Annotated in this window: 21 protein-coding genes; 2 read left to right on the forward strand and 19 right to left on the reverse strand. The window is 59.1% G+C overall.

Annotation, left to right across the window (positions count from 1 at the left end):
- Positions 1-34 precede the first annotated feature (34 nt).
- Genes AC6CWS_RS03980 through AC6CWS_RS03990 form a run of 3 tightly spaced genes read right to left on the reverse strand, consistent with a single transcriptional unit; the run spans position 35 to position 2,845 of the window.
- Positions 35-1,327: a DUF445 domain-containing protein gene (locus AC6CWS_RS03980; protein WP_023291837.1), complete on the reverse strand. Its 1,293-nt coding sequence runs from the start codon at positions 1,325-1,327 to the stop codon at positions 35-37.
- The gene (locus tag AC6CWS_RS03985; protein ID WP_023291838.1) at positions 1,320-1,982 is read right to left on the reverse strand and encodes a LysE family translocator; all 663 of its coding nucleotides are present in this window, start codon (positions 1,980-1,982) and stop codon (positions 1,320-1,322) included. The genes AC6CWS_RS03980 and AC6CWS_RS03985 overlap by 8 nt, the downstream gene beginning before the upstream one ends.
- Before the next feature lie 47 nt (positions 1,983-2,029).
- The gene (locus AC6CWS_RS03990) at positions 2,030-2,845 is read right to left on the reverse strand and encodes an AraC family transcriptional regulator (RefSeq protein ID WP_065883234.1); all 816 of its coding nucleotides are present in this window, start codon (positions 2,843-2,845) and stop codon (positions 2,030-2,032) included.
- Positions 2,846-3,060: 215 nt separating this feature from the next.
- Between AC6CWS_RS03990 and AC6CWS_RS03995 the strand changes: the two genes are divergently transcribed.
- On the forward strand, positions 3,061-3,963 hold the full coding sequence (locus tag AC6CWS_RS03995; protein WP_044525279.1) for an Rpn family recombination-promoting nuclease/putative transposase: 903 nt from the start codon (positions 3,061-3,063) through the stop codon (positions 3,961-3,963).
- A gap of 159 nt (positions 3,964-4,122) precedes the next feature.
- Positions 4,123-5,493 carry an NAD-dependent succinate-semialdehyde dehydrogenase gene (locus AC6CWS_RS04000; RefSeq protein WP_044525280.1) on the forward strand — a complete coding sequence of 457 codons (1,371 nt, stop codon included), beginning with the start codon at positions 4,123-4,125 and terminating at the stop codon, positions 5,491-5,493.
- Positions 5,494-5,542: 49 nt separating this feature from the next.
- Here the strand turns inward: AC6CWS_RS04000 and AC6CWS_RS04005 are convergent, their stop codons facing one another.
- The 16 genes from AC6CWS_RS04005 to AC6CWS_RS04080 form a co-directional block, all read right to left on the reverse strand.
- Complete coding sequence (locus AC6CWS_RS04005; RefSeq protein ID WP_023291842.1) at positions 5,543-5,863, reverse strand: hypothetical protein; 321 nt, start codon at positions 5,861-5,863, stop codon at positions 5,543-5,545.
- A complete protein-coding gene (locus AC6CWS_RS04010) occupies positions 5,863-6,408 on the reverse strand; it encodes a YfaZ family outer membrane protein (RefSeq protein WP_023291843.1) in 546 nt (181 codons plus the stop codon). Before AC6CWS_RS04010 ends, AC6CWS_RS04005 begins: the two co-directional genes overlap by 1 nt.
- A gap of 392 nt (positions 6,409-6,800) precedes the next feature.
- Positions 6,801-7,757 carry a GTPase gene (gene yjiA, locus AC6CWS_RS04015; RefSeq protein ID WP_023291844.1) on the reverse strand — a complete coding sequence of 319 codons (957 nt, stop codon included), beginning with the start codon at positions 7,755-7,757 and terminating at the stop codon, positions 6,801-6,803.
- An 11-nt stretch (positions 7,758-7,768) separates the two neighbouring features.
- A complete protein-coding gene (locus AC6CWS_RS04020; protein ID WP_002887451.1) occupies positions 7,769-7,972 on the reverse strand; it encodes a YbdD/YjiX family protein in 204 nt (67 codons plus the stop codon).
- Positions 7,973-8,082: 110 nt separating this feature from the next.
- Positions 8,083-10,233 carry a pyruvate/proton symporter BtsT gene (gene btsT / locus AC6CWS_RS04025; protein ID WP_044525281.1) on the reverse strand — a complete coding sequence of 717 codons (2,151 nt, stop codon included), beginning with the start codon at positions 10,231-10,233 and terminating at the stop codon, positions 8,083-8,085.
- Positions 10,234-10,528: 295 nt separating this feature from the next.
- Entirely contained in the window at positions 10,529-11,041 is a 513-nt protein-coding gene (locus AC6CWS_RS04030; RefSeq protein ID WP_498256387.1) for a 4-hydroxyphenylacetate 3-monooxygenase reductase subunit, read from the reverse strand.
- A gap of 19 nt (positions 11,042-11,060) precedes the next feature.
- The gene (gene hpaB, locus AC6CWS_RS04035; RefSeq protein WP_285197560.1) at positions 11,061-12,623 is read right to left on the reverse strand and encodes a 4-hydroxyphenylacetate 3-monooxygenase, oxygenase component; all 1,563 of its coding nucleotides are present in this window, start codon (positions 12,621-12,623) and stop codon (positions 11,061-11,063) included.
- Between the two features lie 223 nt (positions 12,624-12,846).
- Entirely contained in the window at positions 12,847-13,737 is an 891-nt protein-coding gene (gene hpaA, locus AC6CWS_RS04040; protein WP_023291847.1) for a 4-hydroxyphenylacetate catabolism regulatory protein HpaA, read from the reverse strand.
- Positions 13,738-13,746: 9 nt separating this feature from the next.
- Positions 13,747-15,105, reverse strand: a complete 1,359-nt coding sequence (gene hpaX, locus AC6CWS_RS04045) for a 4-hydroxyphenylacetate permease (RefSeq protein ID WP_023291848.1) — start codon at positions 15,103-15,105, stop codon at positions 13,747-13,749.
- Positions 15,106-15,126: 21 nt separating this feature from the next.
- A complete protein-coding gene (gene hpaI, locus AC6CWS_RS04050; protein WP_044525283.1) occupies positions 15,127-15,924 on the reverse strand; it encodes a 4-hydroxy-2-oxoheptanedioate aldolase in 798 nt (265 codons plus the stop codon).
- A 10-nt stretch (positions 15,925-15,934) separates the two neighbouring features.
- Positions 15,935-16,738: a 2-oxo-hept-4-ene-1,7-dioate hydratase gene (gene hpaH / locus AC6CWS_RS04055; protein ID WP_065883236.1), complete on the reverse strand. Its 804-nt coding sequence runs from the start codon at positions 16,736-16,738 to the stop codon at positions 15,935-15,937.
- Between the two features lie 107 nt (positions 16,739-16,845).
- The gene (locus AC6CWS_RS04060; RefSeq protein WP_064158449.1) at positions 16,846-17,226 is read right to left on the reverse strand and encodes a 5-carboxymethyl-2-hydroxymuconate Delta-isomerase; all 381 of its coding nucleotides are present in this window, start codon (positions 17,224-17,226) and stop codon (positions 16,846-16,848) included.
- A 9-nt stretch (positions 17,227-17,235) separates the two neighbouring features.
- Positions 17,236-18,093, reverse strand: a complete 858-nt coding sequence (hpaD, locus tag AC6CWS_RS04065; RefSeq protein ID WP_065883238.1) for a 3,4-dihydroxyphenylacetate 2,3-dioxygenase — start codon at positions 18,091-18,093, stop codon at positions 17,236-17,238.
- A 1-nt stretch (position 18,094) separates the two neighbouring features.
- The gene (hpaE, locus tag AC6CWS_RS04070; RefSeq protein WP_023291851.1) at positions 18,095-19,561 is read right to left on the reverse strand and encodes a 5-carboxymethyl-2-hydroxymuconate semialdehyde dehydrogenase; all 1,467 of its coding nucleotides are present in this window, start codon (positions 19,559-19,561) and stop codon (positions 18,095-18,097) included.
- Positions 19,558-20,322 carry a fumarylacetoacetate hydrolase family protein gene (locus AC6CWS_RS04075; protein ID WP_044525284.1) on the reverse strand — a complete coding sequence of 255 codons (765 nt, stop codon included), beginning with the start codon at positions 20,320-20,322 and terminating at the stop codon, positions 19,558-19,560. Before AC6CWS_RS04075 ends, hpaE begins: the two co-directional genes overlap by 4 nt.
- Positions 20,319-20,951 (reverse strand): fumarylacetoacetate hydrolase family protein, encoded by a 633-nt coding sequence (locus tag AC6CWS_RS04080; protein WP_065883240.1) that lies wholly within the window; start codon positions 20,949-20,951, stop codon positions 20,319-20,321. The genes AC6CWS_RS04075 and AC6CWS_RS04080 overlap by 4 nt, the downstream gene beginning before the upstream one ends.
- Positions 20,952-21,230: the final 279 nt, after the last annotated feature.

The raw sequence follows: 21,230 nt of genomic DNA on the forward strand, positions 1-21,230 counted from the left end.
ATTTTTCAGCGCTATTGTTCAGATAGTATCATTGCTAACCAATATGCAGATGCAGCAGCGACGGGATCTGCGAGAGCAGCCACAACAACAGGCCGATGGTTCCCCCGACCAGGGTGCCGTTGATGCGGATGAACTGCAGATCTTTACCGATATTAAGCTCGATCTGCCGCGACATATCGCGGGCGTCCCAGCTCTTCACCGTGTCGCTGATATGCCGAGTGAGGAAGGCGGCGAACTCCGGCGCCACCCGGTGCGCCGCCTGCTCCAGGTGTTCGTTAAGCGATTCGCGCAGCGCATCGTCGCGGAGTAAGGTTTCACCGAACCACTGGCCAGCCTCGGCGATGCGCTGCTTGATACGCGAGTCGTCGCTGCTGATATCGTTTTTTACCCAACCGCGCAGGTCGCCCCACACTTCGCCAAGATAGCGGTTGAAGGTCTCATCATTTTTCAGCCAGGCTTTGATGTTATCGGCCTTCTGCGCCAGTTCCGGGTCGGATTTCAGGTTATCGATTAGCTTTTGCGTCGCGCGGTCAAAGGTCTGGCGGATCTGGTGGGTGCGATCGTGAGTGACCTCGTCCAGCAGGGTATTCACGGCGTCGGTGACCATCTCGGCGCTGTGCTCGCCGAGCCACTCGGTGGGTAATAGCCTGGCCTTCAGCGGGTGTTCGGTCTCCAGCCAGCGCACGATGCCGCGGGCGATAAAGGCGCGGGAGCTGTCGCGCTGCAGCAGGGCGATCAGCTGATTTATCAGCGAATCCAGCAGCTTTTGATGGCGGTTGTCGCGGGTCAGCCCCTCCAGCATCATGGCGCTGGTCTGCGTCAGGTCGACCTTATCGATCGCCTTATGCACCGCGCGCCGCAGCAGGCGCTGAATGCGGGCGTCATCGGTCAGTTCGAGAAAACCGCTCATCACCTGCAGCAGGTGCTGGCCGACCCGCCGGGCGTTCTCCGGCTGGCTGAACCAGTTGCCGAGCATCAGAGCTGGTTGATAGCGGCGGATCAGCGCCACCAGCGACGGGGTATCGAGGAACTTCTCTTCCACAAAGCGGCCGAGGTTGTCGGCGATGCGATCTTTGTTGCGCGGGATAATCGCGGTATGGCGGGCGACAAAGGGCAGCGGAATACGACGAAACAGGGCCACCACCGCAAACCAGTCGGCCAGCGCCCCGACCATCGCCGCTTCGGAAATGGCCTTCAGCGCGCTGACCCATGGCGTCGGCGGCAGCAGCAGGGTGGTGATAAATAGCGCGGCGGCGATCAGCAGCAGCGACAGCGCCAGCAGTTTGGCGCGTTTCAGTTCAGCGAGTTTTTCCATAAACTTAAGCATATAACCTGACGGCGAGGTCGTGCAAAAATCGCCAGATAATCCACAGACCGAACATCATCAGAATCGCCCCCGCCGCCCGCTCGACCCGCCAGACGATGGCGCTCAGGCGGTGCTGTACCTGCGGCAGCGCAATCGCGCTCACCAGCAGTAAATCCCAGAAGAACACCACGCTGACCATCCACAGGCCACTTACCGTTTGCTGCAGCAAGGTAACCGCCGGCCCCAGCAGGGAGGTCATCAGCGCCAGATAAAACAGCGCGTTCTTCGGGTTGAGCAGCGATGACCCCAGCCCCAGCAGCAGCTGCTTGCCGAACCCCGGACACGATGCGCGAACGCTCTCCACCGCCAGCGCCGCGGGACGGCTGCGAATCAGCAGGCTGCCAATCCACAGTAAATAGCCTGCGCCCAACAGCTCGATGAGCAAAAACAGCAGCGGCGCCTGGCGCAGAAGCCCCCAGCCAACGATGGCCAGGACAATATACAGCGCATTCCCGGCGGCGATGCCGAGACACAGTCCGAGGCTGCCGCGGATCCGGTAGCGTACAGCGTAACCGACCAGCAGAAAAAAATCGGGGCCCGGGCTGAGCAGAGCGACAAAGTGGGACAGGGCTAACGCCGGAAAGGCGGCGGGGAAGAGAGTCGATAAGGTATTCATAGTGGCCTCGATAATGGTGCTGAGGCCACCCTACGCCAGGTGGAAAATTACTTATTGTCGGAAATTGATCGGCTTTGCGCATACTGCCGCGGCGTGGCGGCGGTATAACTGACGAAGGTTTTATGGAAATGGCTCTGATCGGCAAAGCCGGCCTGATAGCCGACGTCGGCAATAGGGTCCCCGGCACGTAAGCGCGTTTTCGCATATTCAATGCGCGCCATATTGATCAAACTGGCGGGCGTCAGGCCGGTATCCTGTTTCACGGCGCGGATAACGGTCTCTTTACGTAGCGCGCTGTCGTGGGCCAGCTTATCCAGTGATGGCGGCGCCGGCAGATCTGTCGCCAGGCGCTGAAACAGCAGGGCGCTGGCGTGATGTGGCGCCTGCGGCGCGGCGGCGCACAGCGGCAGCGCGTGCAGGAGCTGCGCCAGCCGGGCGGGCAGTTGCTCAATGCGGCCGCGGCTCATCAGGGCGACAATCTGCTGGAAGCAGGCAAAGAGAGGGCTGTCGCGCAGCAGCGGCTGCGGCGAGGTGATACTGGCGCCAGGGGGAATATCTGGACGCTGCGCATGGCACCATGCCGCCTCCAGGTACAGCATATGATAGCTGCGCGGCCGGTCACGCAGCGGATTACAGCTATGCGGCGCGTGCGGCGGGATCACGATCAGATCCCCGGGCTGCAGGAGATATTCCTGACCATTGCACAGGCAGCGCGTTTCACCGTCGATAATCGCCCCCACCGAGAGCTGCGGGTGGCTGTGGCGCTTATAGGCCTGACGGCTGCGCCAGGTGCTGCGCAGCTCCAGCCACGGCAGGCGATCGTCTCGCCAGAAGGTTTGGGGAATATCTCGGGTATGGTTCACCGCATCGACCTTTGCTGAGGGGATAAATCGTTTATAGCATGCTGCGCCGAGGCTGTCGCCCGCCGGGATTTGCGTACCGCGTCGAAAAAGGATGTCACGCTTGCAGTCCGGGGAAATATGTTTTCGTCGCGGAATGTAAAATCCCGGTTTCCGGGGTGTCAGCGACATTCATGGGAGGTAGAGTCCCTGCAGGATAAGCAGGCAGGGATGAGCCGATGGCAAAGGGCACCACCTCGACGCCGCATGATGCGGTGTTTAAACAGTTTCTCACTCAGGCCGACATCGCGCGTGATTTCCTGGCGATCCATCTACCGCCTGCGCTGCGTCAGCGCTGCGACCTCGATACCTTACAGCTGGAGTCGGCAAGCTTTATCGAGGAGAGCCTGCGGGCCTGGTACTCCGATGTGCTGTGGTCACTCAAAACCGCGTCTGGCAAGGGATACATTTATGTGGTTATCGAACATCAGAGCTCACCGGACGTGCAAATGGCTTTTCGCCTGATGCGCTACGCCATCGCCGCGATGCAGCGCCATCTGGATAACGGTCATACCAGACTGCCGCTGGTGGTGCCGATGCTGTTCTATCACGGAGCGACCACGCCATACCCGTGGTCGCTCAGCTGGCTGGACTGCTTTGCCGATCCACAGCTGGCGAGGGAGCTTTATGCCTCGCCCTTTCCGCTGGTGGATATCACGGTGATCCCCGACGATGAGATCGTTCGTCACCGGCGGGTGGCATTACTCGAGCTGATACAGAAGCATATTCGCCAGCGCGATTTAATGGCGATTGTTGAGCAGCTGACGACGATTTTACTTAGCGGTGACGCTAATGACAGGCAGATAAAAACGCTGTTTAATTATCTACTGCAGACTGGCAACGCGCGTCGCTTTGGCCGGTTTATCCAGGAAGTGGCGCAACGGGTTCCTCAGCACAGGGAGAGATTGATGACCATCGCCGAACGATTACAGGAAGTGTGGCGCAGAAAAGGCAAGCGTGAAGGACAGCATGCCGAGGCGCTGCGCATTGCCCAGAGGATGCTGGCCGACGGCATTGCCCGCGAGACGGTGGTGAAAATCACCGGCCTGACCGCCGACGAGATCGCCGCGCTGGCGCATTGATAACGCCGGGACGGCCTGACGGTCGCCCCGGTTAGCCACCGTTATGGAATATTCCGGATATACCTAACTTTACCCGCATCGCCAGCCATCTCGACTACCCTTAATATCCTTAACGGCATTTTTGACTGCCTTAATAGCGATAACAAGGAGACATGCGATATGGCCTATCAGACGGTGAATCCTGCGAACAATCAGCTTATTAAAACGTACCCGGCGCACAGCGATGCGGACGTGGAGGCGGCGCTGCGGCAGGCGGATGCGCTCTATCATTCTGCCTGGGCGAAAGGCGATATTGAACCGCGTCTGGCGGTGCTGCATAAGCTGGCGGATCTGATCGACAGCCGGGCGGAAGATCTGGCGAAAATCGCCAGCGAGGAGATGGGGAAACTCATTAAGCAGAGCCGCGGCGAAGTAAAACTTTGCGCGCAAATCGCCCGCTATTACGCCGATAACGCCAAATCGATGCTGGCGCCGGTGAAATACCCCACCGAACTCGGCGACGCCTGGGTTGAACACCATCCCATCGGCGTATTAGTGGCGGTGGAACCGTGGAACTTCCCCTATTACCAGCTGATGCGCGTCCTGGCGCCAAACCTGGCGGCCGGGAACCCGGTTATCGCCAAACACGCCAGCATTGTGCCGCACTGCGCGGAGACCTTTGCTCATCTGGTGCGCGAGGCCGGCGCACCGGAAGGGGCGTGGACCAATCTGTTTATCTCCCAGGATCAGGTGGCGAAGATTATCGCCGACGATCGTGTGCAGGGCGCGGCGCTGACCGGGTCGGAAAAAGCTGGCAGCGTGGTGGCGGCGCAGGCGGCGAAGCATATTAAAAAATCGACCCTGGAACTCGGCGGCAACGATGTGTTTGTGGTGCTCGACGATGCCGACCTCGATCGCGCGGTGAAAATCGGCGTCCAGGCGCGGCTGAACAACGCCGGCCAGGTGTGTACTGCCGCCAAGCGGTTTATCCTGCATGAGAACATCGCTGAGTCGTTTCTGACGAAATTTAGCGAGGCGTTTCGCCAGGTAAAAATAGGCGATCCGCTGGATGAAAGCACCACGCTGGGGCCGCTCTCCTCTAAAGATGCGCTGGAAACCTTAAGCAAGCAGGTTGACGAGGCGGTCAAAAACGGCGCCACGCTGCATCTGGGCGGCAAGCCCGTGGAGCGAGACGGCAACTTCTTTGAACCCACTATCCTGACCGGTATCACCCGCGACAACCCGGCGTACTTCGAAGAGTTCTTTGGCCCGGTGGCGCAGATCTACGTGGTGAAAAACGATGAGGAGGCGATTGCGCTTGCCAACGATTCTCACTATGGCCTGGGCGGCGCGGTGTTCAGTCAGGATATCGAACGCGCTAAACGGATGGCATCTGCCATTGAAACCGGGATGGTCTATATCAACTGGCTGACCGATACCGCGCCTGAACTGCCGTTTGGCGGCGTGAAGCGTTCCGGTTATGGCCGGGAGCTCTCCGATCTCGGCATCAAAGAGTTTGTGAACCAAAAGCTGGTGGTGGTTCGCCGCTAAGCCCGACCATAAAAAAACCTGCCATCCGGCAGGTTTTTTTATAATAGATTTATTGCACTTCGACTTTATCCCAGCCGCTTTTGAACATACAGCTGTCGACTAAGGTCTCCCGCTGATATTCATTCGCGTCTTCTACCGTATAACTTGTTTCAACATCCTGTTTCTTATGCTTTTTGTCGGTTTTTTCTGAACTGGACCCGGTCACCACGTTATCCGGAGGGAGATCGACCAGGGCCTGCGCTTCACATTCGGTGAGCTTTTTATGCATGTCGGCATCGCTTAAACCCGGCTTCACCCAGGTATACTGAGTGCAGCCGGTGAGCAGCAACGCCAGGCTCAGCGCAGAGAGCGCGGCGAGACGTGATTTCATCAGAAGGTAATCCCGCCGCCCACGTAGGCGCCATCAATCAGGGTGTGGTTTGGGCGGCCCTCTTTGCCGTCAACGCTCACGTGACGGTAACCGACCTTCAGGGTCAGTGGACCAACCGGGGACCAGCTCACGCCGCCGTTCGCCTCAACATAGTTTTTCACGCTGTTGTTCAGGCCGTCGGGCGCGACATACCCTTCGCCAAACACGTGGATGCTGTCGGTCAGGGCCACGTTCACCCCGCCGCCGACCGGAAACGCGACGCCGTTATCGCCTTTTTTCGGCCCGAGGTAGATAGCTTTCGCGCCAGCGTTGAGCATCACCGGGCCAACTTCCAGATTGTAACCCGCGCCAACGCCGCCGGTCTGGCTACCATCATCGGTATTCTTCAGCCAGTGGCTTTCGGCATACAGGCCGGAAGAGGATTTACCCATTTCCATATTCAGGTTGGTAAAATTCTTACCTTGTTCAACGGTAAACCCCATTGCCATGGCGGAACCAGAGACCGCGGTCAGGGCAGCAACAATCAGGATGTTAAGCTTTTTCATGGTTTGCTCCTCGTCATTAAATTTGTCTGAGGGCACCTTAACAATCGATGTTTACCTCTGCAAATGTGACTTACGTCGATTTTTTATGCTGTGTTTGTCAGGGAAGTGTTTTGAAAATGTTGTCATGACGTTGGGTTATGGCGAGGTCAATCATCAAATTTGGTCTGTTTAGCCACAGTTTAATGGGTGGGCTAAACAGAAACTGAACAGGGCGGGCATTAATTATTAAGCATCCTATTCATTGAATTTCTTATTATTTCCAAAAGTGTTTCTGCTGTTACTTATAAAAACGTTGATTTACATTTTTCGACGCGATGACGACGTTTTATCCCTGTCTTTGACGATGTACGGGGAGAGAAGGGGGCCTGCGCCTTAGCGCGCAGGCGGGCAAATTAGCGTCGTAGCCCGGCAAATGCCGCGCGAATCTCCTCTTCCGGCAACTGAATGCCGATAAACACCAGCGTGCTGTGCGGCGTTTCATCGCCCCACGGGCGATCCCAGTCGGCGCTGTAGAGGCGCTGCACGCCCTGGAACAGCAGGCGATTTGGCTCGCCGTCGATCCACAGCATCCCTTTATAGCGCATCAATTGCTCGGCGAAGGAGAGCAGCAGATTTTCCATTACACGCGACACTTCGCTGATATCCACCGGGTAATCCATCTCAACCACGATTGATGACACGTCGTTTTGCTTCTCTGCCATAAAGTGGAAACGCGGTTTGCTGTTTACGACGTTCTCTTCCAGCATAAAGCCGCTGGTGTTAAACAACTGGCTAAGATCGATATCGCCGTGAATGACGGTATAAATCGGCGCCCGGGCATTAATGCGCGCCAGCCGTTCGCGCAATTTTTCGGTGTCGCCGGCAACATCAGTTTTGGTCAGCAAAATGCGGTCTGCGTAGCCTACCTGCGACTGGGCGATGGTGAACTGATCCATCTGCTGGTCGGCATGGACCGCATCCACCAGGGCGATCACGCCATCCAGCAGATAGCGCTCGCAAAGCACCTCGTGGGAGAAAAAGGTCTGGATAATCGGCCCCGGGTCGGCCATGCCGGTGCATTCAATCACCAGCCGGTCGAACTCGATTTCACCGCGGTCGCGGCTGTCGAGCAGATCGAGCAGGGCGTCTTCCAGTTCGTTGGAGCGCGTACAGCAGATGCAGCCGTTGGTCAGGGTTTTAATCTGCGTGGCGCGGTCGCCGATCAGCTGATCGTCAACGGCGACTTCGCCAAATTCATTTTCAATCACGGCGATTTTAAAGCCGTGCTGTTCGTTGAGAATATGGCGCAACAGGGTGGTTTTACCTGCGCCGAGAAAACCGGTGAGTAGGGTGACTGCAATCGGTGCCATTATTGCCTCCATTAACAGCAGCGGACGCCGCCTTTGCCGTCGCCGCCGTAGCGGGCCTGCTGGCGTTCGCGGAAGAATTCTTCATAAGTCATGTACGGCTGATCCGGATGGTTGGTTTGCATATGGGTGACGTAGTTGTCGTAATCCGGAATGCCAATCAGCATTTTCGCCGCCTGACCGAGATATTTTTTTGCCTGACCTAAGTTACCAAACATTGTAAGTTCCAGATAACGAATAAAGCCGGATGGCGGCTAGCGCCTTCTCCGGCCTACGTTGATGCGCTTTTTTGTAGGCCGGATAAGCGTAGCGCCATCCGGCATCGGGGTTAATGATGTGACGAGGTCTTCACGCCGCCTTCCGGTACCGGCACGTACGGGGTCTCTTTGTCGGTACGCACTTTATTGTTGCGGACAGTGAGCCAGGTTTTGATGCCGTAGAAGATGATGCTGTACACCACCACCAGGAACAGGATGCTCAGGCCGGCGTTGGTGTAGTTGTTGACCACGATATGGTTCATGTTGGCAATCTGCTGTGCGGTCAGTTCGCCGCCGGAAGCGATCTTCTCTTTATACTGCTGAGCCATAAAGAAGAAGCCTTCCATCTGCGGGTTGGTGCTGAACAGCTTCAGGCCCAACGCCCAGGTGGTGCACAGCAGCAGCCACGCAGCCGGGATCACGGTGACCCAGATATATTTGGTGCGCTGCATTTTGACCAGCACCACGGTGCCAAGCACCAGCGCCACCGCGGCCAGCATCTGGTTAGAGATACCGAACAGCGGCCACAGGCTCTTCACGCCGCCCAGCGGGTCGACCACGCCCTGATACAGCAGGTAGCCCCACAGCCCGACGCAGCCGGCGGTACCGATAATCCCGGCGACCAGCGAGTCGGTTTTTTTCAGGAACGGCACGAAGTTACCCAGCAGATCCTGCAGCATAAAGCGGCCTGCGCGGGTCCCCGCATCCAGCGCGGTGAGGATAAACAGCGCTTCAAACAGGATACCGAAGTGGTACCAGAAGCCCATATCCGCCATCGGGATGATTTTGTGGAACACATGAGCGATACCCACGGCCAGCGTCGGCGCGCCGCCTGCGCGGTTCAGTACGGAAGGTTCGCCGATATCTTTCGCGGTTTGCAGGATTTGCTCAGGTGAGATCACGAAGCCCCAGGAGCTGACGGTCGCTGCCGCGTGAGCGGTGACATCCCTCAGCTGGGCGGCAATCAGCGCCGCGTTTTCACCGCCCATTTCGTGCAGGTTCGGCATGGTGATGCCCAGACCCGCCGGCGGGGTGTTCATCGCGAAGTAGAGGCCCGGTTCGATAATCGATGCCGCTACCAGCGCCATCACCGCCACGAAGGACTCCATCAGCATTGCGCCGTAGCCGATAAAGCGGGCGTCGGTTTCGTTGGCCAGCAGCTTCGGCGTGGTGCCGGAGGCGATCAGGGCGTGGAAGCCGGAGACCGCGCCGCAGGCAATAGTGATAAACAGGAACGGGAACAGGGCGCCTTTCCACAGCGGACCGGTACCGTCAATGTACTGGGTCACCGCCGGCATTTTCAGGTCCGGGTTAAGGATCACGATACCCAGCGCCAGGCCAACGATGACGCCGATTTTCAGGAAGGTCGCCAGGTAGTCGCGCGGCGCCAGAATCAGCCATACCGGCAGCAGAGCCGAGATAAACGCGTAGCCAATCAGGGTAAAGGTGATGGTGGTGTCTTTAAAGGTCAGCGCCGGGCCCCAGTACGGGTCGTGGGCAATCACGCCGCCGAAGTAAATAGACGCCACCAGCAGGACGATACCGATGACCGATACTTCGCCTACGCGGCCCGGGCGCAGGAAGCGCATGTAGATCCCCATGAACAGGGCAATTGGCACCGTCGAGCAGACGGTGAAGACGCCCCACGGGCTTTCCGCCAGCGCTTTCACCACGATCAGCGCCAGCACCGCGAGGATGATGATCATTATCAGGAAGCAGCCGAACAGCGCGATGGAGCCCGGTACGGGACCCATCTCCTGTTTGATCATCTCGCCCAGCGAGGCGCCGTTACGCCGTGAGGAGATAAACAGCACCATAAAGTCCTGTACCGCGCCTGCCAGCACGACGCCCGCCAGCAGCCACAGGGTGCCCGGCAGGTAGCCCATCTGCGCGGCGAGCACCGGGCCCACCAGTGGACCGGCGCCGGCAATCGCGGCAAAGTGGTGGCCAAACAGCACGTAGCGGTTGGTCGGCACATAGTTCAGGCCATCGTTATTAATGACCGCTGGCGTGGAGCGCGTCGGGTCAAGCTTCATCACCTTCTGCGCGATATACAGGCTGTAATACCGGTAGGCGACGAGATACACGGAAACCGACGCCACCACGATCCACAGGGCACTGACGTGCTCACCGCGGCGCAGGGCGACGACTGAGAGGCAAAATGCCCCGATGATCCCGAGAATCACCCAGGGTATGTGCTTGAATAGTTTTTTGGTATCCATAGTAAAACCTGGCGTTAATGAGATGAATAATTGGCCGAAGCCGTCTGGTTTTAAGTAAGGGTTGATAGAGGTATTGATTAGCTAGGCTGTCTCCGATCTTGCCAGACCGGCGCGCGCGTAAAGATGAGTAAATGGGTGAGTGGTTATATAGGAGGTTAAGCGGTTACTGGAAGGGGTAAGCGGTTGGCTACGAAGTGAACAGGGCGGGATTATGTGATTGTGATCACAGGAGATTGTGGCCTGAGACGCTGTGGGTTAACGCTCCTCCCCAACCGGGGAGGAGCAGACAAGGCGATTACACTGCGACTTCCATTTCCATCATTACCGGGTGGAAGCGGCGCTTAAAGTAGATCAGCCCGTGGCCCTGCTGGCTCAGGGTTATATTCCTGATTTCTACCAGATAGACCAGGTGGGTGCCGATGGTTTGTACCTGGCTAATCTCCCCTTCGAGACTGGCCAGCGACCCCTTCAGCACCGGCTGCCCGAGCGCGCCCTGCTGCCAGCCGCTGAGGGCAAAACGCTCTTCCATCGTCACCCCGGTCATCCCGGCGAAATGACGGGCAATGATTTCCTGTTCATGGTTCAGCACGTTGATGCACAACTTGCCGTTGCCCTGAAACACCGGGTTCATCGCGCTGTTGGCGTTGATACACACCATCACCGAGGGCGGCGTATCCGTCACCGAGCACACCGCCGTGGCAGTAATCCCGCAGCGGCCGGCTTCGCCTGCGGTGGTGACCACGTTAACCGCCGCCGACAGGCTGGCCATGGCATCGCGAAAACGCAGGCGTTGTTCATCTAATTGCATTATGACCTCCCGCTGCGAATTACTTCAGCAGCTTATCCAACATGTTGATATCAGCGTTATTGTGCAGATGCGGCACCGTCCAGCCGTTCTGGTCGTACTCGGACAGGCAGCGGTCGACCATCGCCATCATCTTGTCCATATTGCCGGAGCTCTGCGCCTGGCGCAGACACTGCAGGCGAATCTCATCCTGGCTACCGGAGTAGTTGATTTCATACAGCTCGTGGCGGCCGCCGAATTCGCTGCCGATGGCGTCCCACATCAGTTTGAGGATCTTGATACGTTCAACGTGATCCATACCGTTGGAGCCGCGCACGTACTTCGCCAGATACTGGTCAATCTGCGGATTGTTCAGATCGCGGGCGCTGGACGGCAGATAAATCAGGCCGCTGGTGACGTTGCGCTCGATGATGTTCTTGATCTTGGCGTAGGCCATCGGGGCCATCACGCGATAGGTCTGCAGCGCGGCGTGATCCGGCAGCCATGCGCCGTTGACCCACGGCGTCGCTTCCGAGCACATGGAATCGCTCAGCGCCCAGAACATGTTGCGCCATGCCACCACTTCGCCGAGGTCGGCCTGCACGCCGCGGAACTCGAGGGTGCCGGTACATTCCAGCGAGCGCTTCAGCAGGGCGGTGATAAAGTCCAGTTTTACCGCCAGACGTACGCAGGCCTGCAGCGGGTACATGCGGGCGAACCCCCCTTCCATGGTCCAGCGGCGGCAGCGGTCGAAGTCGCGATAAATCAGCACGTTCTCCCATGGGATCAGCACCTTATCCATTACCAGAATCGCGTCGTTCTCGTCGAAACGGCTGGAGAGCGGATAGTCGTACGGGGAGCCGGTCGCGCCGGCGACCATCTCATAGGAGGCGCGGGAGATCAGCTTGACGCCTTCGGCGTCCATCGGCGCGACGAACATCAGCGCGAAGTCCGGGTTTTCGCCCATCACCTGCGCGGAGCCGAAGCCGATCATGTTGTAGTGGGTCAGCGCCGAGTTGGTGGCCACCACTTTCGCGCCGCTGACGATGATCCCGGCATCGGTCTCTTTTTCCAGCTTGATGTAGACGTCCTTCACTTCATCGGCCGGCTTGTGGCGGTCGATCGGCGGGTTGACGATCGCATGGTTAAAGTACAGGCCGGTTTCCTGAATGCGGGTGTACCAGTTGCGGGCGTTCTGCTCGAACTGGCCGTAAAACGCTGGGTTGGCGCCCAGCGCGCAGCCGAAGGCGGCTTTATAGTCCGGGGTGCGGCCCATCCAGCCGTAGCTTAAGCGCGACCACTCGGCGATGGCGTCGCGCTGCTGGCGCAGATCGTCGGCGCTTTTCGCCACGCGGAAGAATTTGTGGGTGTAGCCGCCGCTGCCGGTATCGGTGCCCCAGCACAGGGAATCCTGCATCTCCGGTTTGTGCAGCGCATCGTACAGTTGAGCGACGGAGGCCGCGGCGTTACGGAAGGCCGGGTGGGTGGTGACATCCTTCACGCGCTCGCCATAGATATAAATTTCGCGGCCATCCTGCAGGTTTTTTAAATACTCTTCGCCAGTTAACGGGCGTTTCGCGTCGGCGCGGAAATCTTCAGGTTTCATAGGGGCCTCTTCAGTATTTATCGGAAAATGATGTTAAATATATGTTTTGTTTTTGTTGTTCAATTGAAGCGGTTATTGCGCTTGTCGTGAAGGGACGTTTGCGACAACGACGGGTACTTTTCAGGCGGGAGTGAATTTTGTGATCTCTGCAGCGTTTGCCGGCTGGCGCGGCGCTGAACCGACCTGTGGACCATCGCCCGGCAGGCGCAGCGCCAGCGGGGAATTACGATACCGGTACTTTTTGCGCCCGGTAGCTGCTGGGCGAGCAGCCGACCTGGCGGCTAAAAAAGCGCGCAAAATAAGCGGGGTCTTTAAACCCCAGCTGCCAGGCTATCTCATTGACGGCGCTATCGGAGAACAGCAGCAGGCGCTTCGCCTCGCGCAGCTGGCGGTCGAATATCAGCCGTTTGGGCGAACGGTTGGCAAAGCGGCGACAGATATCGGTCAGCCGCGATTCGGTCAGGTGCAGCTCCCTGGCGTAATCCGGTACCGTCCAGTGCTGATGGTAGTGGCTGTCGATCATCTGGTTAAAGCGCTGGAAAAGCTTCAGCTCGCCGCGCATGCCGCTGGCGGCGTGATCGTCGAGCTTTGCGTTACGCAATAGCAGGGTAAAGACCGCCTGCGCCAGCAGCGCCAGGGTGTGCTCGCGCCCCGGCAACTGGGCAGTGGATTCCCGGCGGATCAGCTGCCAGTAGTGGGCCAGCGCGGCCAGCTCGTCGGGTTTATCCGCCAGCGACAGGCAGATCCCCGGCAGGCCGAAGGTCTCCCGCGTGCCGGGATAGAGCACCTCCAGCAGCGGCCAGATGAGTTCTTCGTGCACCGTCAGCACATGGCCATCGCTATCGGACTCGGTAATAAAGGCGTGCGGCACCGAGGGCGGCGTTAACACAAACAATGGCGCCTGCACCGAATAGCGATGGTCATCAAGCTGCAGCTCAATCTGCCCGGTATCAAGATAGTGCATTTGGAAATAGCGGTCATGGCGATGCGCCTGCATGTCGCGGCCAAAAAAGGCCGCCATGCGGGAAAACGACTGATAGTGCACCTCCTCGGTGCCCAGGCTCTCGTCGTAATCTTTATTGATATCGATATTGGCGATGGAATGCTGGCACATACCCGCTCCTTAGTGGCCTTTCTGCGCCGCTAAGCCCGGCGCGGCGGCGGCGTCCTCACGCTGGCTCATTGGAATGCGGGTGAGCACCAGCGCGCCGACAATCAGCAGCCCGGCGACAAACCACAGCCCGGAGCTAAAGCTGCCGGTGGTATCGCGCAAAATGCCGATCAACAGCGGGCTGACGGCAGAGCCGACGTTGCCGATGGCGTTGATCACCGCCAGCGCCACCGCGCGCGACTGCAGGCTGATCACCCGATCCGGGGTGGTCCAGAAAATGGCCATCGCGGTAAAGGATCCCACCGAAGCCATAATAATGCCGATCAGCTGGATCAGGCTGTGGTGAGTTGCCGAAGCCAGCAGCCAACCCGCCGCGGCGAACAGGTAGGGCAGGATGGTATGCATCTTGCGCTCTTTGCGCCGGTCGGAGCGGCGGCTCCACCAGATCATGCCGAAAATAGTGCAGAACTGCGGGATCGCCGCCAGCAGGCCAATCATGATGTTGCTACTGCCGGTGTTGAAGCTCTGCAGGATCTGCGGCGTCCAGATATTTATGGCGCTCAGGGTATTGGTCAGGCAGAAGTAGGCCAGGGTATACATCAGCACCGCTGGCGTCAGGACTTCGCGCAGCGTGGAACGCGGCGAAGCCGGAACGACCGCCGCATTTTCCCGTTCACGATCGATCATCGCCTTCAGCGCCTGTTTTTCTTCGCTATCGAGCCAGTTGGCTTTATCCGGCGTGTCGTTGAGGAAGAACCAGGTGACGACGCCGAGCACCACCGACGGCAGGCCTTCCAGCAGAAACAGCCACTGCCAGCCCTTCAGGTTCCACAGGCCGTCGAGCGCCAGAATATAGCCGGAAAGTATCGAGCCGAGCATCATGGTCACCGGCATGGCGATCATAAACAGGGCGTTGGCGCGGGCGCGATGGTAGGCCGGGAACCACCAGGTCAGATAGACGAGGATCCCCGGTAGAAAACCAGCCTCGGCGATGCCGACCAGCATGCGCAGGATGTACAGCGTATGCGGGCTGGTGGCGAACATGGTGCAGGTCGAGGCGATCCCCCAGACCACCATAATTCCGGCGATCCAACGGCGCGCGCCGACTTTCGCCAGCATGATATTGCTGGGGATCCCGCACAGTACGTAGGTGACGTAGAACAGCGTCGCCGCCAGGCCGAACATGGTGGAGGTCAGACCGAGGTCTTTGCCCATCGTCAGGCCGGCGAAGCCGATATTAATGCGGTCCAAAAATGAGAAAACAAAGAGAACAAACAGGAAGGTAATCAGGCGGCGGAACAGCTTTTTGATCACCCGGTTTTCTACTTCAACGGCTTTATTATCATTGTGTTGCAGGGTAGAGGTAGTCATGTTGCGCTCCACATTATCCGTTCAATAGACGGATTTATTGTTATCGGTTGTGGTCGTTGCGGTGTGGGTAAAACGGGCCGCCAGCGCTTCTGCGCCGCGCGCCAGCAGGGTGGTATCGACGCCGACGGCGACGAACAGCGCGCCCAGTTCGAGATAGCGCTTCGCCAGCGCTTCATTGGCCATCAGGATCCCCGGCGCCTTACCGGCCTGACGGATTTGCTGGATGGCCTGTTCAATGGCAGCCTGCACTTCCGGGTGCTGCGGATTGCCGCCATGGCCCATATCGGCGCTGAGGTCCGCCGGGCCGATAAACACGCCGTCCACCCCGTCGACATCGAGGATCTGCGGCAGATTTTTCAGCGCTTCGCGGGTTTCAATCTGTACCAGGACGCACATCGCGTCGTTGGCCTGGTGAAGATAATCCGGCACCCGGTTCCAGCGCGAGGCGCGGGCCAGCGCGCTGCCGACGCCGCGAATGCCGGCGGGCGGGTAGCGGGTGGCTCTGACCGCCAGCCGCGCTTCATCGGCGTTCTGCACCATGGGCACCAGCAGGGTTTGCGCGCCGATATCCAGCAGCTGTTTGATCTGCACCGGGTCGTTCCACGACGGGCGGACCACCGGCTGGCTGGGGTAGGGGGCGATGGCCTGAAGCTGGGTCAGCACCGTTTGCACATTGTTAGGCGCGTGTTCGCCGTCGATCAACAGCCAGTCGAAGCCGGCCCCGGCCAGCAGTTCTGCGCTGTAGCTACTGCACAGCCCCAGCCACAGGCCGATTTGCGGGCGCCCGGCCTTGAGCGCCGCTTTAAAAGCGTTGTTCATGTTGCTCTCCTCAGACAAAGCGGCAGCTGATGGCGCCCATGGTGCCGTAATCAACGTGGAAGGTATCGCCCTTGCGCGCCGGGACCGGACGGGTGAAGGAGCCGCCGAGGATGATTTGCCCGGCTTCGAGCTGGACATCGTACGGCGCCAGTTTGTTGGCCAGCCAGGCCACGCCGTTGGCCGGGTGATTGAGCACCCCCGCGGCGACGCCGGTCTCCTCAATCACGCCGTTGCGATACAGCAGGGCGGAGATCCAGCGCAGATCCAGCTCGTCGGGCTTGATCGGGCGGCCGCCGAGGATCACCCCGGCGTTGGCGGCGTTATCGGAAATGGTGTCGAACACTTTACGCGGGCGCTGGGTTTCCGGGTCGATGTTGTGGCAGCGGGCGTCAATCAGCTCCAGCGCCGGGATCACGTAGTCGGTGGCGTTGTAGACATCAAACAGAGTGCAGTTCGGGCCGCGCAGCGGTTTGGCCAGCACGAACGCCAGCTCGACTTCGATACGCGGAACGATAAAGCGGTCGGTGGGGATATCGCTGCCGTCGTGGAAGAACATATCGTCAAGCAGTGCGCCGTAGTCCGGCTCGCTGATCTGCGAGCTGGCCTGCATGGCTTTCGAGGTCAGGCCGATCTTGTGGCCTTTGAGTACGCGGCCTTCGGCGATCTTCATCTCGACCCACTCGCGCTGTACGGCGTAGGCGTCCTCAATGGTGATCGACGGATAATCCAGCGAGATCGCGCGGATCTGTTCACGCTGTTTTTCGGCCTGATTCAGCCGCTGGGCAATCAGGGTTCGGGTCTGTTTATTGAGCATAGTGATTCCTGTGGCATTGTATTGCCGGATGGCGCTTCGCTTATCCGGCCTACAATTCATGGCCGCTGTAGGCCCGGTAAGCGCAGCGCCACCGGGCAATTTGCACGTTATTTAAATAAGGCGTGCACGTTGTTCTGTTTGTAGTTCAGCGTCGGATCGAGCTCTTCCATGGCGAACGACAGCGCCAGGTAGCGGCTCTCCATCAGCGCCGCGAAGTGGGATTTGATCAGCGCGAACAGCATATCTCCCACGTCCTGACGGCTCTCCAGGCTGCGCCCGGAGCCGATCTTCAGCGTCATATGGACAAAGGCGTAATCCTGCCTGCCGTCGGCCATCTGCCAGGTATCCAGCCAGTGGGCACGGCTGCGGATCCCGCCGATCGGAAAGATGCCGGTAGCGGCCAGCGCCTCGTTGACTTTGGCGAACAGCCCAGGCAGATCGGCCTGCTCGCGGATGTTGTCGGTACATTCGGCGATAAAATGCGGCATGGGGCCTCCTTACGCCTGCGCCGGCAGCGGGAACACGGCGTTAACCTGGCCGGTGCCGGAGCTGGCGAACAGCTCGGTGATAAACTCCACCTTGCCGTCGTATTTATCCCAGCCCAGCAGGCCAAGCAGCATCACCGTGTCGTGCATGTTGCCTTCGCCGTAGCAGTAGTTGGCGTACTCCGGCAGCATGGTGCAGAACTCTTTAAATTTGCCCTCGCGCCACAGCTTCACCACCCGCTCATCCATCTGATGATCGAACTCGCGGGTGTAGCTGTTCATCCCCTCTTCGGCGCGCTGATCGTCGATAAAGCGGTGCGACAGCGAGCCGCTGGCCAGCACCGCTACGGTGCCGTCATATTTCTCAATGGCTTTGAGGATCGCTTCGCCCAGCCTGCGGCTGTCGGCAAAGTCGTGAACGGTACAGAAGGCGGAAATGGACACCACCTTGAAGTGCTTATCGCTGTTCATGTAGCGCATCGGCACCAGGGTGCCGTACTCCAGCTTCAGGCTTGGAATATTGTGCGCTTTGGCGCGCACCCCGAGCTTCACCGCCTCGTCGGCGATGAGCTGACCCAGCTCCGGGTTGCCGTCATAGTCGTAGGTCATGTCGCGAATAAAGTGCGGCAGTTCGTTACTGGTGTAGACGCCCTGGAAATGGTCGGCGCAGTTGATGTGGTAGGCGCTGTTGACCAGCCAGTGGGTATCGAACACGATGATGGTATCGACGCCCATTTCCCGGCAGCGCTTGCCAATTTCTTTATGCCCGTCGATAGCGCCCTGGCGGCAGCCGTGGTTTTTCCCCGGCAGCTCAGACAGGTACATCGACGGCACGTGAGTGATTTTTGCTGCTAACGCTAACTTACCCATATCAGACTCCCCATTTCGGGATCGGATGGTCGCCCATCGAGATGCAGACGTTTTTCATTTCGGCGAACACTTCAAAGCTGTACTCGCCGCCTTCGCGGCCGGTGCCGGAGGCCTTCACGCCGCCGAACGGCTGACGCAGGTCGCGGACGTTCTGGGTGTTGACGAACACCATCCCGGCTTCAATACCGCGCGCCAGACGCAGCACTTTGCTGACGTCCTGGGTCCAGATATACGACGCCAGGCCGTATTCCACATCGTTCGCCAGGCGCAGCCCTTCCGCCTCGTCTTTGAACGGCAGCAGGCAGGCGACCGGGCCAAAAATCTCTTCCTGCGCGACGCGCATGCGGTTGTCGACATCCGCCAGCACCGTCGGGCGCAGGAAATTGCCGGCTTTCAGATGCGCCGGCAGGTCGGACGGTTTATCCGCGCCGCCGGCCAGCAGGGTCGCCCCTTCTTCAATGCCGAGGCGGATATAGCCGGAGACTTTCTCCCAATGTTGCTGGCTAATCAGCGCGCCGACCTGGGTGTTCGGGTCGGTTGGATCGCCGACGCGCAGGCGGTTAGCGCGCTCGGCGAAGCGTTTAACGAACTCGGGGTAGATGCTCTGCTGAATGAAAATGCGCGAGCCGGCGGTGCAGCGTTCGCCGTTGATCGAGAAGATGGTGAACAGCGCGGCGTCGAGGGCGCGCTCAATATCGGCGTCTTCGAAAATCAGCACCGGCGATTTGCCGCCCAGCTCCATTGAGTACTTTTTCAGCCCGGCATTTTTCATGATGTTGCGCCCGGTGGCGGTACCGCCGGTAAACGATACCGCGCGCACGTCATGGTGGCGTACCAGCGCATCGCCCGCCGTCGCGCCGTAGCCCTGCACCACGTTCAGTACCCCCGCCGGAATACCCGCTTCCAGCGCCAGTTCGCCCAGACGGTCGGCGGTCAGCGGCGACAGCTCGGACATCTTCAGCACCGCGGTATTCCCCAAGGCCAGGCACGGCGCCACCTTCCAGGTGGCGGTCATAAACGGCACGTTCCACGGCGACACCAGCGCGCAGACGCCCACCGGCTGCACCAGGGTGTAGTTCAGCATCTTGTCGTCGACCGGATAGGTCTTACCGTTCATCTGCTGGCACACTTCGGCGAAAAACTCGAAATTGTGGGAGGCGCGCGGGATCAGCACGTTTTTGGTCTGGTGGATAGGCAGACCGGTATCGGCGGTTTCCATCGCCGCGATCTCCGGGACGTTCTGATCGATCAGATCCCCGAGGCGGCGCATCAGACGCGCGCGCTCTTTCATCGGCAGGTTAGCCCACTTTGGGAAGGCCTCTTTCGCCGCCGCTACCGCCTGATGGACTTCGGCTTCACCGCCGGCGGCGACTTCCGCCAGCACTTCGCCGGTGGCCGGGTTGGTGGTATGAAAATAGTCTGCGCCGGCAACGTTTTTACCGTTGATCCAATGGTTAATCTTTTTCATGACAGTGTCTCCTCATACGCTTGCTGGCTGATGATATGGTTGACCAGGCGGCCCACGCCCTCGACTTCAACGATCACCTCGTCGCCTGGCACCACGTCGGACAGCCCTTTCGGCGTGCCGGTGGCGATCATGTCGCCCGGTTGCAGGGTCATAAATTCGCTTAAGTAAGCGATGAGAAACGGGATGCTGAAGATCAGATCGGCGGTGGTGCCCTGCTGGCGCAGCTCGCCGTTGACCCAGGTGCGCAGGGCCAGATTATGCGGATCCGGGATCGCCTCTTTGCCGACGATCCACGGGCCGATCGGCGTCAGGGTGTCGCGGCTTTTCACCCGCAGGTTTGGCCGGTAGTAGTTTTCCAGATAGTCGCGGATCGCGTAGTCGTTGCAGACGGTATAGCCGGCGACATAGTCCATGGCCTCGGCTTCGCTGACGCGGCGGGCGGTTTTACCGATCACCACCACCAGTTCAGCTTCGTAGTGCATGTATTCCACGTTATCCGGGCGTACCGACTGCTGCTGGTGGCCAGTAAAGGTGTTTGGCGCTTTGATAAACACCAGCGGCTCGGTTGGCGGCTTAAACGCCAGCTCGCTGGCGTGGTCGGCGTAGTTCAGCCCCAGCGCGAACAGCGTGCCGTCGGCGGGCGGCAGCCAGCGGAATTCACCTTCTTTCAATACCGTGCCATCGTCCAGGCGCACCTGGTCGCGTTCATCGACCACCGCATCGCGTACCTGTCCCTGCCATTCAATACGTGCCTGTTTCATGCCAGCTCTCCTTCTGCGACAACCGGGTTTTCCAGCGCCGGGAAGCCCTCGGCGAGAATGCGTACGCGATCGCCGGGACGCAGCGTAACGCGGGAGTGGGGCGTACCGATGAGGATCGCGTCGCCGGGATTGAGGGTGGCGAACTCGCTCAAGGCGCTCAGCAGCTGCGCGGCGTTACGCTGCAGATCGCCGGTATGCCAGCTGTCCGCTTCGCGGCCGTTGATTTCGGTGATGATGGTCAGGTTATCGACGTTGCGCACCGGCGACAGCGCGCCGACGGGGCAGAAACCATCGCGGCACTTGGCCTTGATCGCCGGGCGATAAAAACTCTCTTCCGGCAGGCTGACGTCGTTCGCCAGCGCGTAGCCGGCGATATAGTTCGCTGCCTCTTCCGCCGCCACCTTGCGCGCGGTTTTGCCGACAATCAGCGCCACGGTGGCGCCGCTTTGCACGGTTTCGCCCTGCGGATGGGGGATCGCCTCGCCATCGCCAATCACGGTATTGCGCGGCTTGATAAACCAGACCGCGGTTTTCGGCAGCGTTTTGTAGGGGGCCTGTTGAAACGCCTCGCGCCAGGCGTCGAGCTGGCTGCGATGATTGAGCGCAACGGCGAAGATGGTACCTTTCATTCACCACTCCTCTGGGACTGATTTCGGTTCAAAGGGATTTCGTTAATATATTAATGATCATCTTTTATGCTTTGCGATGAGGTTTAGCAACTGGAAGTGAATGTTTTGTGATCGGATTAACACAATATTTACACTTCAATAACTTATTCGTTATTAATCAAATGGTTGAATATTTTTATGGGAAAGGCTGGTACTTTTCAGGTGCAGAAACCGGTTGTACATGGCAGGATTAAAGCTAATTATTAAGTTGTTAATAAGTTTTAGATGAGGCCGTTGAGG

The sequence above is a fragment of the Klebsiella sp. M041 genome (assembly GCF_059759695.1).

Coding starts and splice junctions, on each gene's coding strand:
- AC6CWS_RS04010 (WP_023291843.1), bottom strand. CDS start 6,408: ATGAAAAAGCTTAACATCCTGATTGTTGCTGCCCTGACCGCGGTCTCT.
- hpaE (WP_023291851.1), bottom strand. CDS start 19,561: ATGAAAAAGATTAACCATTGGATCAACGGTAAAAACGTTGCCGGCGCA.
- AC6CWS_RS04020 (WP_002887451.1), bottom strand. CDS start 7,972: ATGTTTGGTAACTTAGGTCAGGCAAAAAAATATCTCGGTCAGGCGGCG.
- hpaH (WP_065883236.1), bottom strand. CDS start 16,738: ATGCTCAATAAACAGACCCGAACCCTGATTGCCCAGCGGCTGAATCAG.
- AC6CWS_RS03980 (WP_023291837.1), bottom strand. CDS start 1,327: ATGCTTAAGTTTATGGAAAAACTCGCTGAACTGAAACGCGCCAAACTG.
- btsT (WP_044525281.1), bottom strand. CDS start 10,233: ATGGATACCAAAAAACTATTCAAGCACATACCCTGGGTGATTCTCGGG.
- AC6CWS_RS04000 (WP_044525280.1), top strand. CDS start 4,123: ATGGCCTATCAGACGGTGAATCCTGCGAACAATCAGCTTATTAAAACG.
- AC6CWS_RS04030 (WP_498256387.1), bottom strand. CDS start 11,041: ATGCAATTAGATGAACAACGCCTGCGTTTTCGCGATGCCATGGCCAGC.
- AC6CWS_RS03995 (WP_044525279.1), top strand. CDS start 3,061: ATGGCAAAGGGCACCACCTCGACGCCGCATGATGCGGTGTTTAAACAG.
- hpaX (WP_023291848.1), bottom strand. CDS start 15,105: ATGACTACCTCTACCCTGCAACACAATGATAATAAAGCCGTTGAAGTA.
- hpaA (WP_023291847.1), bottom strand. CDS start 13,737: ATGTGCCAGCATTCCATCGCCAATATCGATATCAATAAAGATTACGAC.
- AC6CWS_RS04005 (WP_023291842.1), bottom strand. CDS start 5,863: ATGAAATCACGTCTCGCCGCGCTCTCTGCGCTGAGCCTGGCGTTGCTG.
- hpaD (WP_065883238.1), bottom strand. CDS start 18,093: ATGGGTAAGTTAGCGTTAGCAGCAAAAATCACTCACGTGCCGTCGATG.
- hpaI (WP_044525283.1), bottom strand. CDS start 15,924: ATGAACAACGCTTTTAAAGCGGCGCTCAAGGCCGGGCGCCCGCAAATC.
- AC6CWS_RS03985 (WP_023291838.1), bottom strand. CDS start 1,982: ATGAATACCTTATCGACTCTCTTCCCCGCCGCCTTTCCGGCGTTAGCC.
- AC6CWS_RS04075 (WP_044525284.1), bottom strand. CDS start 20,322: ATGAAACAGGCACGTATTGAATGGCAGGGACAGGTACGCGATGCGGTG.
- AC6CWS_RS04080 (WP_065883240.1), bottom strand. CDS start 20,951: ATGAAAGGTACCATCTTCGCCGTTGCGCTCAATCATCGCAGCCAGCTC.
- AC6CWS_RS04060 (WP_064158449.1), bottom strand. CDS start 17,226: ATGCCGCATTTTATCGCCGAATGTACCGACAACATCCGCGAGCAGGCC.
- hpaB (WP_285197560.1), bottom strand. CDS start 12,623: ATGAAACCTGAAGATTTCCGCGCCGACGCGAAACGCCCGTTAACTGGC.
- yjiA (WP_023291844.1), bottom strand. CDS start 7,757: ATGGCACCGATTGCAGTCACCCTACTCACCGGTTTTCTCGGCGCAGGT.